Below are 14,216 nucleotides of genomic sequence, written 5' to 3'. Positions count from 1 at the left end.
CCTCTCACTTTTAACGTATACCAATTGATGTTGTGTTAAAAAAATGTGATCTAAATTGCTTTGATTTGGTTTTGCTTTTGCTTTTGGTTTTTTGTTTTGAATACCATCGCAGAATCACTGACCTAATCTCCTTATTCTCGTTATCAATGATACGGAGGCACTTTATATGTTTTCAGAAGAACGGCGGCAGGAAATTTACACCATCATCAGGGAACAAAAGAAAGTTAAAGTGGCTCAGCTTGCGGAAAGATTCAGTGTCACATTGGAAACTATTCGCAGTGATTTGAAATACCTTGAAGGAGAAGGGTTGATCAAACGTTGTCATGGTGGCGCCATACTAGGGAAACAAGAAATTAAAAAAATAAGTAAATTTAGTGATAGTTTTGATATTTCATGTTTATTGCACGACTTATTGATCGTGAGAGAACGTAAAGATAGAAAGCCTGAAGGCAAAGTCTGTGTGCTTGGGTCGTTTGTGGTAGATATTATTGCCAATGTTGATTCTTTTCCAAAAGTTGGTGAGTTAATTAACTCTAAAAGTAATTCGATAGGCCCTGGTGGAAAAGGAACAAATCAGGCAATGGCTGCCAGTTTTTCTGATGCGAAAGTACACTTAATAACGAAAGTGGGTGAAGATCATTTTAGTAAATACGCTTATAAATATTTACAAGAAAGTGGGATTGATTCTTTTACTATTTTTCAAACAGAAATAGAACCGACAGGTAGTTCAATTAGTTATTTAGCAGATAAAACACAAAATAATATTACAGCGACTTATTTAGGTGCGAACAATACATTTTCAGATCAAGAGATTGATATTTCTTTACCTTATGTAAGTGAAGCGGATGTGTTATTGCTCCAAGGTGAAATTAATATAGAAGCCAATATTAAAGCCGCACTATTTGCAAAATCAGTTAATAAAACAGTCGTACTTAATGTTGCACCTTATAACGAAAACCTAAAGCAACTTTATTCAAACCTTGATTTTATTACCTTAAATGCAAATCAAGCATCACATTGGGCTGATCTTGAAATAAACGATATTAATGACGCTAAACAGGCTATTGATGTTATTTCAGGTGATGAAAACAAGAAAGTCATTATCTATATGGATGAGCTTGGTGTGGTTTATTTTGATGGACGGGCCACATTTCATATACCCCCTATGCCATCGTTGCGAGTGGATACGATGGCAGCCACGGATGCTTTTAATGGCGCATTTGCTTCAAAAATAGCGGCGGGAGGCACAATGCATGAGAGTGTATTATTTGCCAGTGCTTTCCTCTCTGCGTTTATAGAACAAAAAGGCGTAACAGCAATGCCTGTGCTTTCTCAAGTTCAGGCTCGCCTTAAATCAAGGCTCGAAGATATTCGACCACACATAATCTGCAATGAGAAAAGGTGCATATAATGAAAAAAACACTTCTGGCATTTACCCTATGCAGTTCCATTTTTACACTTCCGGCTTTTGCTCAATACCCTGAAAAGCCGATTACTATTGTTGTTCCTTGGGCTGCTGGAGGTAATACTGATACAGTTGCACGCCTAGCAGCTAAAGGGCTACAAGAAGAATTGGGCGTGACTGTTAATGTGGTAAATAAAACTGGCGGTAGTGGAGTTGTAGGTCACGACGCAATTAAAAATGCAAAACCCGATGGCTACACGCTGGGGATTGCAACAGTTGAAATTACCATGATGCATCATCAGGGAATGACGAATTTAACTTATCAAGATTACACACCGATTACACGTCTTGCCGTTATTTATGGTGGATTACAAGTTGGAAAATCTTCGCCATTTAAAAATGCACAGGAAATTATTGATTACGCGAAAGCAAATCCGGGCAAGTTAAAAGCATCGGGTAGTGGCTTAAATTCAATCTGGCATCTCAATACGATTGGTATGTTGCGTGCCGCAGGGTTACCTGATAACGCCATTCGCTTTATTCCATCACAAGGTGCAAGTGCTGCATTACAAGAGCTTGCTTCTGGTGGTGTTGATATTGTGACTTCTTCATTAGGTGAAGCGGACAGCATGGTAAAAGCTGGATTAGTGAAACATATGGCAATTATGTCAAATGAGAAATCGGCTTTTTATCCTGATGTACCGTTATTCAAAGAAGCCACACCTTATAATTGGGATCTGCAAGCGTGGAATATGCTAGTTGCGCCAAAAGGGCTAGATAAAGAAGTACAAGATAAACTCACTGCGGCAATGAAAAAAGTGTATGCCTCTGGTGAATTAGCCGAGTTTGCAAATAAACAAGGTTTTGAAGTTATCGAATTATATGGCGATGATGCCACTCAATTTATGGCCAATGAAGATAAAAAGTTTGGTGAAATTATAAAGAAATAACTGAGGAAACGGCTGAACAACAGCCGTTTTTATGCCTATGCTAAATCGTCATATTATATCGCTAATATTTTGTTGCTTTGGTTTATCTCTTATTGTTTATAGTGCGTATTCATTAGGTGATTTTAGTAAATATGGTGCCGCATTTATGCCTTCCATTATTGGCGGTGGCATGATTATATTTTCATTAATCGATATATTTTCACGTGATCAAGAAAGTGATATTCCATTAGTTTCATGGCATGAAATCAAATTTGTTTTATTAATTATTGGCATTATTCTTTTTTATGTTTTTGCATCAGATTATCTAGGTTTTATTTTAACAGGTTTAATTATTACAGCACCGCTAATGATGAAGTATGCAATAACAAAACCTATATACAGTTTTATTATTTCAGCCAGTGTGGTGTTAGGTGTGTATTACTTATTTACCGCTGTACTGTTAGTACCGCTACCTCAGCTATTTTCATAAATAGAGAACAACAGTATGGATATATTAATTAGCGCCCTTGCTTATATTGATTACACAACAATACTTGTTATTATTGGTGCTTGTTTATTTGGCTTATTTGTTGGTGCAATTCCTGGGTTAACATCAACAATGGCCATCGCATTAATGGTGCCATTTACTTTTTTTCTTGATCCCATACCTGCATTAGCCTTAATGATTTCTGTCGGAGCCTCTTCTATATTTGCAGGCGATATTCCTGGTGCCTTATTAAATATTCCGGGTACGCCAGCATCGGCAGCCTATACCAATGATGCGCACTCTTTAGTTAAAGAGGGCAAAACAAACCGCGTACTGGGCATGTCATTAACAAGCTCTGTCATTGGTGGCGTTATTGGTACGATTATATTAGCGTCCACAGCACCAATTTTAGCTGAGTTTGCTTTAAAATTTAGCTCTTATGAATATATGTGGCTCTCTTTAATTGGGCTTAGCTGTGCAACCATAGTTTCAGGTTCACATATTCGAAAAAGCTTATTAGCGCTGTTCTTTGGTATTGCATTATCCACCATTGGTTACGATGAATTTACCGGACAAGCTCGCTTTACTTTTGGTGAAGTCTCTTTAATGCAAGGAGTAAGCTTTATTCCAGCAATGATAGGATTATTTGCAATTTCGGGTGCAATTAAATATTACGTTGAACGTTGGAAAAAAAAGCAAATTACGCTAAACGAAGCGAATGCCGAAAATAACTCTTACAATATTTTTAAAGGAGTTGGTGGCGTTGTTCGCCAACGTAAAGGCGGTATTTTCCGTAGCGGAATAATAGGAACATTAATTGGTGCTTTACCGGGTGCTGGCGCCGATATTGCGGCATGGATCTCGTATGCTGTTTCAAAGAAGCTTTCTAAAAAACCAGAGAAATATGGTCATGGCTCTGAGGAAGGTATTGTTGATGCTTCAGCGAGTAATAATGCAAGCTTAGCAGGAAGTTGGATCCCATCTTTAGTCTTTGGTATTCCCGGCGATTCTGCGGCCGCAATTATTATCGGTGTATTGTATATGAAAGATATGCAACCAGGGCCAACACTGTTTTTATTCAACCCTGATAAGTTGTATGCCGTTTTTATTATTTTCTTTATCGCTAACCTAATTTTATTACCAATTGCATTTATTGTTGTCAATTTATTGAAAAAGATTGTTGCTATTGATAATGCGATTATCTATCCAGCAATTATCTTATTTAGCCTTGTCGGCTCTTATGCAATCACAAATACGATGTCTTCTATTGTTGTTATGTTGGTAATGGGCGTTATCGGCTATTTCCTTCAAGAACGAAAATTTCCAATATCACCGATTATTTTGGGCATGATCTTAGGGCCAATGTTAGAAAAGAATTTACTCTCATCATTAATGAAATCTGATGGTGACTTAATTAATTTCGTTAACAGACCTATTTCGATGGTATTAGCAAGTGTATTTCTACTCATTGTAGTAATGCAAATTAGAGGTGCTTTTAAAGCTAAATAAATAACCTATTTAATACTCATATTTATTATTAAACATTTAATCATAGAGAGATACTTTTTTAAGTATCAGAGAAAGCTCACCTTAAATAAAGTCAGTTTATTTAAGGTGTCAGAAATCAGCAGATAAATAAAAATATCGGGTGATCACATGAAAAAAATATTAAATAAGCCAGAAAATTATGTCGATGAAACATTAGCGGGTTTATGCCTCGCCCACAGTGATATTTATCGCCAACCACAGCCAAGATTGATTACTCGTTCTAAAAAAGCAGATAAGCCCAAAGTGGGTATTGTAACTGGCGGTGGTTCAGGCCACTTACCTGTATTTACAGGATATGTCGGTGAGGGATTACTCGATGCCGCCGCTGTAGGTGATGTTTTTGCTTCACCTTCAGCAGATTTAATGGCAGATGCCATTCGTGAAGCCAACAACGGGTTAGGCGTATTGCTACTTTATGGCAACTATGGTGGCGATATTATGAATTTTGATATGGCGACTGAAACGGTTGATTTTGAAGATGATATTCGTTGTACAACTGTTCTAGCCGCTGATGATGTGGCTTCAGCAAAGCCAGAAGAAGCGCACAAACGCCGTGGTGTTGCTGGGATGATCTATGGTTTTAAAATGGCAGGCGCCAAAGCAGAAGAAGGGGCAACGCTTGATGAAGTCACGCGTATTGCTCAAAAAACCATGGAAAATACCCGAACTATTGGCTGTGCGTTGACATCTTGCACCTTACCCGCAGTAGGTCATCCTACTTTTGAAATTGGTGAAGATGAAATGGAAATGGGGATGGGTATTCACGGAGAGCCGGGAATTTGGCGTGATAAATTACGTAGTGCAGATGATATTGCACAAGAGATGTTTGAGCGTCTACAAACGGAATTATCATTAAAAACAGGGGATAAAGTCTCTGTATTAGTTAACTCTTTAGGCGCAACGCCATTAGAAGAGCTTTATATTCTGTACAATAAAATTGCACAACTGATTAATAAAATAGGTGCGACTATTGTGCATCCATTGGTTGGTCGTTATGCCACATCTATGGAAATGACAGGGGCAAGCTTAACATTGTGCAAATTAGATGATGAGCTAGAAGCCTTGATGAATGCACCAGCTCATTGTGCATTCTGGAGAGTATAACGATGAATATTACACTTGAAATGCTCAAACAAGCGGTTGTGCGTATCGCCATCGCTTGTGAGCAATCTCAATCTATGCTTTGTGAAGCAGATAGTCGCCTAGGTGATGGGGATTTAGGGATCACCATGCAAAAAGGCTGGCGACAAATTGTCGACGATTCACTAGATTGGCCAGATGATCTCAGCAAATCACTTTTTCAATGCAGTAAATCATTACAAAAAGCCTGTGCTTCTTCTTTTGGTACATTGCAAGCAACGGCTTTTATGGCAATGGCAAAATATTGCAAAGAAAACCAGCTTCAAGAAATATCGCCCTCCGACATTTCACCGCTATTAACCGTTGCCTATCAAAGCATGATGGCGAGAGGAAAAGGGGAATTAGGGCAAAAATCTGTACTCGATATTCTCTACCATTTATCTGAAGCGTTAAAACCCATTTTAGCTATCGATAATCTAAAAGCAGTAGCCTTACAAAGCGTCGATAGTACGCTTAATGAATACCGCCAAAAACCTAATTTATTAGGTCGAGCTCGTATGTTCCCAGAAAAATCTATTGGTTTAGATGATCCGGGTATGTTGGCAATTAAAGTTATTGTTGAAGCAATCTGATTTAATAAAGGTCTTTATATGAAAAAATTATTTGGCGTTACAGTGGCAATGGTTACTCCGTTTGATTTGAACAATCAAGTGGATATTAAAGCGTTATCTGCATTAACTGAAATGTTAGTAACCAAGGGTGTTGATTGCCTTTATCCTTGTGGTACAACAGGTGAGATGTTGCGTTTATCTGCGTCAGAACGTAAAAATGTTGCGAAAACCGTTGTCGATACAGCGAATAAACGTTTACCTGTCTTTATTCATGTTGGTGCAATGACATTAAATGAAACCATTGAATTAGCCAAACATGCCGTTGAAATTGGTGCTGATGGTATTGGTGTGGTGACACCACAATTTTTTGGTGCAACGGACAGAGAATTAGAAAACTATTTTGTGACAGTGGCAAACAGCGTACCAGATAATTTCCCTGTTTATCTGTATAACATTCCACAATGTGCCGCAAATAATATCAAGCCTGAATTAGCGGCAAAAGTACAACAACAGTGTAAAAATGTAATTGGCATTAAATACAGTTTTGCTGATAACAATACAACATTAAGTTATCTTGCGGTTGCAGAAGGTTTTTCAGTTCTTCACGGCTACGACAAATTATTCTTAGGGTTATTAGATGCAGGTTGTGATGGTACAGTTTCAGGTTGTGCTTGTGTGTTCCCTGAGCCATTTGTGAATATGTATAAAGCCTATATTGCAGGTAACTATCAAGAAGCGAAACATTGGCAACAATTTTGTGTGAAATTTAGTGATGCACTTAAGTCTGGTGCAAATATGGCAATATTTAAATCAGCATTAACTATGCGTGGTTTAGAAGGTGGTCATATGCGTTTGCCACAACTGGATTTATTATCTGAAGAAAATCAACAATTAAAAGAAAATCTAACTCAACTATGTAAAGAAGCAGGTATCACTTTTTCACTTAGTTAAACAGTGATCAAATAAACGTCCCCGTTATTTTAGTTGATTGGTTGTATGTTGATCCTTTTAAGCAGTATAGGCTTTTCTATACTGCTTTTTTAATATCAGGACATACATAAGGCGCAATGGTTTATTGAGCTAAAAAGTGGCCATATTGCGCGATATCGACATTACCGCCACTGATAATAATACCGATTTTTTTACCTTTTAATTTATCACCAAATTGACGCGCAGCCGCTAAACTTAAACAGCCTGTTGGCTCTACAATTATTTTCATTCGCTGTGCGTAAAACTGCATAGCCGAAATTAACTCTTCATCTGTTGCAGTTAAAATATCGTCCACATTGTTGCGAATAATCTCAAAAGTATAATTGCCTAGGTGCTGAGTTTGCGCGCCATCTGCAATTGTTTTCGGGGTATCAATATGAATGATTTCTCCTTTACGTAATGATTGTTGTCCGTCATTTCCAGCTAAAGGCTCAACACCGTATATTTTACATTGCGGTGAGAGGGCTTTGGTTGATAATAAAGAGCCAGAAAGTAAACCACCACCACCTAATGGAACAAATAGCATATCTAATTCACCGACTTCATCGAACAGTTCTTTTGCAGCAGTACCTTGCCCCGCAATAATATGAGGGTGATCGTAAGGTGGAATTAATGTTAGGCTTTCTTTTTGTGCTAATTGTTGCCCAATATCTTCGCGATCTTCCGTATAACGATTATACGTGATCACGCGACCACCATAGCCTTTTGTTGCTTCCATTTTTGCCTTTGGTGCATCTTCAGGCATGATAATTGTTGCAGGAATACCTAATAGCTTTGCCGATAAGGCAATTGCCTGAGCATGATTACCTGATGAGAAAGTCACAACACCATTTTTACGTTGTTGATCATTAAATTGAGATAACGCATTCATCGCACCGCGAAATTTAAACGCCCCCATTCGTTGAAAGTTTTCACACTTAAAATAAAACTGTGCTCCTGTTAGCTCATTAATCGTGCGAGAGGTTAAAACAGGTGTTTTATTAAGATAAGGCAGAATGCGTTGATGGGCTTCTGCAACATCTTTATAGCTAGGAATAGACAACTTATTCATAAGATTGCTCCTTGATCACCACGGCTTCAATTTCAATTTTGCTTTCAAAATGTAATTCTTTTACGCCAGCGACTAATCTTGCGGGTCTATGTTCGCCAATCCATTTTGCATATAACTCATTAACAACGGGCCATTCATTAATATCAGTCACATAGACTTTTATTTGAGCAATATCGGTTTTCTTTGCATTTATTCCGAGAAGACAAGCATTTAAATTTTCAAGTACTTGTGTGATTTGGGCTTCAACCGGCTTGTTTGCCAATGGATTTCCTTGTTTATCTAAAGGCAATAGTCCAGAAATAAACGACATATTATTTGCAGTAACAACATGAGAGTAATGCCCACCAGGGGAAGAGAGGGCATCAATATTTTGTAGTGTAAGATGTGATGTCATTGTATTATCCTATTTTCACTTAAATTAGACGTTATGTATACCTTTGTTATACACAACGTCTAGTTTTAGATCAATAGTTTATTTTTCACAAAAAGTTAAGGTAAGAGCAGGATAAAAAGAAGAGTGAACAGATGTATTTTCAGATGTTTTAAACAGTCGTTGAGCAACTTCTTTAATGGCGTATTTTATTCCTAAAAAACCAACTTCATTTTCATTACCGGATAAAAAATTGTAGATATTTTCAGCTAATAAACAATAGACTTCATATTTTAAATATGAATTATCAGAAATTCTCAAATCATCTATTACTTTTACTACTTCAGGAATATCTTGTAATTGCTGGATCAGCGTACTTTGAGCAACGTTACTATCTAGTTCTAGATTAAATTCATGAGATATTAAAGAAAATAAACGTTGCTTAATCTCTTTATTCAAAATAATCTTTTCATCACGATATAAATTGTCAATCGTCCGATTAATTATTGAAGAAGGGAGAACTTTCTTTTCACTTTTCCACCAATCTAAAATATCGCTATCTATTTTTTTATAAGCCTTATTTAATAATTCTATTGATTTTGCTTTGTTTTTTACATCAACTCTATAAGAGGATATTTCTTCTGGTGTATAAAGTTCTCGTATTTTTGATATTAATTTATTACTAAGATTTGCAATATCTACAGTAACCTCTTTTCCTTTATTATCACCCTCTATGGAGAGATCTAAATAGGTGTTTTTAATATTTTTTATATTATTTAAAAAATTACCATAATTATTTAACGATTCTTTATTAAAAACTTTATTCGAGTCGTTATTTACAATTGAAGGCTTTGAGAAAATATTTATCATAAAAACTCCTTTATCATTAAAAGGTATTTTGACAGAATGAAAAATAAGATCTTTCACAAATAAAACCAACGATTCCAATAAAAAAGAGGTGAAAATATATCACCTCTTTTGTTTTTATATCACCTTAAAAATAAGATTCAATAAGAACAACGCGTTATTTTCCATGCAGTGTAAATCGCCATTAACGGTGCTAATGCTAAAAATAAGAATAGGGCTGATGCCGAAGTAGAGAGCCCTTCAGAAGTACCACTATTAAAGCCATTTAAATTAACTATCATACCTGCAAATGCAGAGCCTAACGCGGTTGCAAATAGTTGTACAGTTGTGATAGAGGCACCTGCAATATCTTTATCTTGCGTGGAAGCCGCTTGTAATATACGTGTTAATAGGTGGGGCCAACCAAAACCAATGCCATAACCCACTAAGAACAAAGCAAATAAAATAATAAAAAGACTAACCACGTTTTCCGATTGCAGTAATGGGTTTGGAATAACAAAAGCCAACACAAGCAAACCGATAAAAACAATAATAGGGCCGCTTAAAATACTAAAACGCATTTTAGCACCTTGCCAACTTGCGCTAATTACTTCAGCAACTGTCCAGCCTAATGCCATTAATGCACTCATATAACCTGAAGCTAAAGGCGTTTGCATATGTAAACTTTGTAGATAATAAGGGACAAAGATCTCACAAGTCATGCCAATGGCTAATAACGAAATAGTTAAATACAAAAGGGCATGTAAAGAGAGACTTGTAAACGTATTAGTGGGTAGCAACCGAACAGTAAGGCGTTTCTCACAAAAAATAAGTACACCAATTAAACCAAACACAACCACGATACTCAGTAAATTAATGGTAAGTGAGGAAGAAAGACTACCAGATGAAATAAGCAGAACGGCGGCTGTTAAAATTATTAACTGAAGATAAGGCAAGCTTTGTGATGTTGATTTTAGAGCGTCATTGTCATTCTTGGGCAAGATAAACCACAGATAAATGCCATAAAAAAGCATGATAGGTAACATAATACCAAAGGCATAACGCCAAGCATCTAATTGAGCAAAAATACCGCCAATAGCAGGGCCAATTAGTGTAGCAACGCCCCACATACCTGAAATTAATGCCATTGCTCTTGGCCATAATGCTTGATCGTAAACGATATTTACCATGGCGTAAGAAAGCGCAAATAAAAGTCCACCACCAAGTCCCTGAACAAATCGACCAATTAGCATCACTTCCATTTTAGGCGCAATTGCACACAACAAACTACCAATAAAAAATAATACTGTACCGGCTAAATAGGCACCTTTAGCGCCCAATAAACTGAGTAAGCGAGCCGATAATACCGAGCCAATAATTGATGCGGCTACAAATAGCGTGGTATTCCATGCATATAATCCCATTCCACCAATATCAGTTACAACAGAAGGCAAAATAGTGGTTGCCATTAAAATATTAATCGCGTGGATCACAACACCAAAAGAGAGGGCAAAGGAGATTGCACCATTCCGCCCTGAAAAGAGATCACGCCATTGGCTATTATTATTTGGGTGCATTAGAAAAAATATCCTTCTTTTATTGCTATTACGACATAGCTTCGTTAAATTACCAAGATAAAACTTGGATAAATAAATACTGAGACGTTTAATATGTCAAGAAAAAACTTGGAATATAATTATCCTGCACAACGTACTGTTGGCGATAAAATTCTATTTTTAATTAAAAAACATGGGCCTATGCAAGCAAATAAGGTTGGGCAACTTCTTGGTACAAGTGGTGAAGCCGCAAGACAACAATTTGTAAAACTTGCTAATACAGGACTTGTTGAAGCGATAACTGAACCAAAAGGTGTTGGAAGACCTATTCAATATTGGCATTTAACCGAATTAGGACAGAAACAATTTCCTGATACACATGCTGAATTAACCGCTCAGATTTTACTGACTATTCGTGAAGAATTGGGTGAAAGTGCTATCGAAAAAATTATTTTAGCACGAAAGAAACAGAGTTATCAGCGCTACACACAAGCAATAAAAGACGCGGATGAACTAACAGACCGTTTAGATATTTTAGCCACACTGCGTAGCCAAGAGGGCTATATGGCACACTGGGAGCAAGTAAAAGATAACGAGTATCTTTTTATTGAAGATCATTGCCCAATTTGTGCAGCAGCTAAAGTGTGCCAAGGTTTTTGTAATACAGAGAAAGAGCTATTTTCTGAAACACTAGGGGTAGAACTACAACGTGTTGAATATATCTTAGAAGGTGCAAGACGTTGTGCCTACCGTATTAAAATCTAATTTTATTAAACTGCCTTAAACAATAAAAGCAAAAACCGCGCAATAAAGCGCGGTTACTGTTCTGTCCTTAGAAATTTAGCTTAGTTTTTACAATGTAATCGCAGAAGCTTTCCAAATTCGTTGCATATATTCTGTCACCGCACGATCCGCAGAAAAATAGCCCATTTGGCAGATATTTAACGCAGATTTTTTCAACCAAGCATCTTCATCTTGATAAAGCACATCAACATTATCTTGCGTATCGATATAGCTACGATAATCGGCTAATACCTGATAATGATCACCAAATTCAATTAAGCTATCGAAAATTGATTTGTATTTATCAGGGCAAGCTGGATTAAAGAACCCATTAGCGATTTGATTAAGCGCAGTGTGTAATTCGATATCTTCATCGTAATAACGACGAGGGGAATAACGTTGCCTTAACTCTGCCACTTCTTGTGCATTGTGACCAAAGATAAACATATTATCAAAACCAACATGCTCACCAATTTCAATATTAGCACCATCAAGCGTACCGATGGTTAATGCACCATTTAGGGCAAATTTCATATTCCCTGTACCAGAAGCTTCTGTTCCTGCTAATGATATTTGCTCCGATAAATCTGCTGCGGGGATAATGTGTTGCGCTAAACTTACGCCGTAGTTAGGAATAAAGATCACTTTTAGTTTATCTTTAATACGCTCGTCATTATTAATCTTATTGGCAATATCGTTGATAAGATTGATAATTTTCTTCGCATTATAATAAGCTGATGCAGCCTTACCTCCAAAAATAAATACGCGAGGTACCCAGTTTTTCTCTGGATTTTCTAAAATGCGATTATAGCGAGTGATAATGCCTAACACATTGAGAAGTTGGCGTTTATATTCATGAATACGCTTGATTTGTACATCAAACAGCGCATCAGGGTTAATATCAATATTTAAATCTTCCTTAATGATCTGCGCAAGATTTTGTTTATTGATACGTTTTGAATCTTTTAATTGGCGCAAGAAATTTTTATCTTTCACCAATGGCATTAATTCACCCAACTGCTCTAAATTGGTTCGCCAATTAGTACCAATATGGCTATCAATTGCTTGAGAGAGAGATGGATTTGCTAATGCCAGCCAACGACGTGGTGTGATCCCATTGGTAATATTGCAGAATTTCTTAGGATAGATCATCGCAAAATCAGCAAATAAAGATTGCACCATTAATTGGCTATGAAGCTCAGAAACACCATTAACCTGATGACTAATAATAACCGCTAACCATGCCATACGAACATTACGGCCATTTTCTTCATCAATAATAGAAACACGACGTAATAAGTCGTTATCGTTAGGGAATTGCTCTCTAACTTGTTTCAAAAATTTATCATTGATTTGGAAAATGATTTGTAAATGACGAGGAAGCGAACGACCAAGCATATCAACAGGCCAAGTCTCTAATGCTTCACCCATTAATGTATGGTTGGTGTATGAGAATATATGAATAGTTTGTTCCCATGCTTCATCCCAACTAAATCCATGATTATCAATTAGCTGACGCATTAGTTCAGGAATAGCAAGAACAGGGTGAGTATCATTAAGATGAATTGCAATAAAATCTTTTAGATTATCAAAGCGTTGATGCAGATGATAATGGCGTTGCAAAATATCTTGAACAGAAGCACTGACTAAGAAATATTCTTGTTGTAAACGCAACATTTTACCTGATGTTGTTGAATCATCAGGGTAAAGAATACGAGAGATATTTTCAGAACGATCTTTAGCCTCTGTTGCCTCTAGATATTCACCTTTATTAAATTTACCTAAGTTAAACGCCACATTTGATTTAGCTGACCATAAACGAATGGTATCTGTCGCTTGTGTGTTATAACCCGGAACAATAGAGTCATAAGGTTGTGCCATTACGTTGAAAGTATCAACCCAATAATTTTTCTCACCTTCTTGCTGTAAACGCCCGCCAAAATCTACTTCAAATTGCAGATCATGACGAGGGAATTCCCAGGGGTTACCTTTTTCAAGCCAGTTATCCGCAATTTCATGTTGTTCGCCATTCTGAATTTGTTGGCGGAACATTCCGTATTCATAACGAATACCATAACCCGTAACGGGATAACCTAATGTGGCACAAGAATCAAGGAAACAAGCAGCCAAACGACCTAAACCACCATTACCTAAACCTGGATCGGGCTCAAGTTCAATTTGTTTTTCAAGATCAAGACCTAACTCTTTTAATGCCTCTTTAACTTCGTGATAAACACCTAAAGAGAGCATGGCATTGGTTAAAAAACGCCCCATAAGAAATTCCATCGAAATGTAATAAACCTGTTTTACTTTCGGTGAAAGCTCTGCTTTGGTTGATTTTAACCAGCGTTCAACTAAACGGTCTCTAATGGCATAAGAGGTTGCATTTAACCAATCTGTTGGTGTTGCATATTTTGGCGACGTACCAACAATAAACATTAGTTTATAAACAATAGAACGTTTTAATGATTCAATATCCTTATCAGGTGATAAATAATCAAACTCACATAAATTTTTCATTATAAATCTCTTTTTGTTATCCACTGGCTCAAATAGACTT

General features: G+C 36.8%; 13 protein-coding genes. 8 read left to right on the top strand and 5 right to left on the bottom strand.

Going from position 1 to position 14,216, the window contains the following annotated elements:
- Positions 1-166 precede the first annotated feature (166 nt).
- The 7 genes from C0T34_RS00585 to C0T34_RS00555 all read left to right on the top strand — a co-directional run bounded on the left by C0T34_RS00585 (position 167) and on the right by C0T34_RS00555 (position 7,011).
- Complete coding sequence (locus C0T34_RS00585; RefSeq protein ID WP_109849517.1) at positions 167-1,411, top strand: ribokinase; 1,245 nt, start codon at positions 167-169, stop codon at positions 1,409-1,411.
- Complete coding sequence (locus tag C0T34_RS00580) at positions 1,411-2,355, top strand: tripartite tricarboxylate transporter substrate binding protein (RefSeq protein ID WP_072068128.1); 945 nt, start codon at positions 1,411-1,413, stop codon at positions 2,353-2,355. Before C0T34_RS00585 ends, C0T34_RS00580 begins: the two co-directional genes overlap by 1 nt.
- A gap of 31 nt (positions 2,356-2,386) precedes the next feature.
- Positions 2,387-2,824, top strand: coding sequence for a tripartite tricarboxylate transporter TctB family protein (locus tag C0T34_RS00575; protein WP_109849516.1), 438 nt, complete (start codon positions 2,387-2,389; stop codon positions 2,822-2,824).
- Between the two features lie 15 nt (positions 2,825-2,839).
- Positions 2,840-4,330, top strand: a complete 1,491-nt coding sequence (locus tag C0T34_RS00570; protein WP_109849515.1) for a tripartite tricarboxylate transporter permease — start codon at positions 2,840-2,842, stop codon at positions 4,328-4,330.
- A 147-nt stretch (positions 4,331-4,477) separates the two neighbouring features.
- Positions 4,478-5,473 (top strand): dihydroxyacetone kinase subunit DhaK, encoded by a 996-nt coding sequence (locus tag C0T34_RS00565; RefSeq protein WP_109849514.1) that lies wholly within the window; start codon positions 4,478-4,480, stop codon positions 5,471-5,473.
- 2 nt (positions 5,474-5,475) lie between these two features.
- The gene (locus C0T34_RS00560; RefSeq protein WP_231039351.1) at positions 5,476-6,081 is read left to right on the top strand and encodes a dihydroxyacetone kinase subunit L; all 606 of its coding nucleotides are present in this window, start codon (positions 5,476-5,478) and stop codon (positions 6,079-6,081) included.
- An 18-nt stretch (positions 6,082-6,099) separates the two neighbouring features.
- A complete protein-coding gene (locus C0T34_RS00555; RefSeq protein ID WP_109849513.1) occupies positions 6,100-7,011 on the top strand; it encodes a dihydrodipicolinate synthase family protein in 912 nt (303 codons plus the stop codon).
- A gap of 121 nt (positions 7,012-7,132) precedes the next feature.
- On the opposite strand, the gene C0T34_RS00550 is transcribed toward C0T34_RS00555, so the two are convergent.
- From C0T34_RS00550 to C0T34_RS00535, 4 genes are all read right to left on the bottom strand, one after another.
- Positions 7,133-8,101, bottom strand: coding sequence for a threo-3-hydroxy-L-aspartate ammonia-lyase (locus C0T34_RS00550; protein ID WP_098942793.1), 969 nt, complete (start codon positions 8,099-8,101; stop codon positions 7,133-7,135).
- A complete protein-coding gene (locus tag C0T34_RS00545; protein WP_109849512.1) occupies positions 8,094-8,495 on the bottom strand; it encodes a RidA family protein in 402 nt (133 codons plus the stop codon). The genes C0T34_RS00550 and C0T34_RS00545 overlap by 8 nt, the downstream gene beginning before the upstream one ends.
- A gap of 78 nt (positions 8,496-8,573) precedes the next feature.
- Positions 8,574-9,398, bottom strand: coding sequence for a hypothetical protein (locus C0T34_RS00540; RefSeq protein WP_162556800.1), 825 nt, complete (start codon positions 9,396-9,398; stop codon positions 8,574-8,576).
- Positions 9,399-9,478: 80 nt separating this feature from the next.
- Positions 9,479-10,894 carry an MFS transporter gene (locus tag C0T34_RS00535; protein ID WP_109849510.1) on the bottom strand — a complete coding sequence of 472 codons (1,416 nt, stop codon included), beginning with the start codon at positions 10,892-10,894 and terminating at the stop codon, positions 9,479-9,481.
- A 93-nt stretch (positions 10,895-10,987) separates the two neighbouring features.
- On the opposite strand from C0T34_RS00535, the gene C0T34_RS00530 reads away from it, so the two are divergent.
- The gene (locus C0T34_RS00530) at positions 10,988-11,638 is read left to right on the top strand and encodes a metalloregulator ArsR/SmtB family transcription factor (protein ID WP_109849509.1); all 651 of its coding nucleotides are present in this window, start codon (positions 10,988-10,990) and stop codon (positions 11,636-11,638) included.
- An 87-nt stretch (positions 11,639-11,725) separates the two neighbouring features.
- Here the strand turns inward: C0T34_RS00530 and glgP are convergent, their stop codons facing one another.
- Positions 11,726-14,176, bottom strand: coding sequence for a glycogen/starch/alpha-glucan family phosphorylase (glgP, locus tag C0T34_RS00525; protein ID WP_109849508.1), 2,451 nt, complete (start codon positions 14,174-14,176; stop codon positions 11,726-11,728).
- Positions 14,177-14,216: the final 40 nt, after the last annotated feature.

This window comes from Proteus sp. CA142267 (assembly GCF_003336825.1).
Lineage (GTDB): Bacteria > Pseudomonadota > Gammaproteobacteria > Enterobacterales > Enterobacteriaceae > Proteus > Proteus terrae.
The sequence above is the reverse complement of the archived record's forward strand: the minus strand, read 5'-3'. Positions and strand labels throughout refer to the sequence as shown.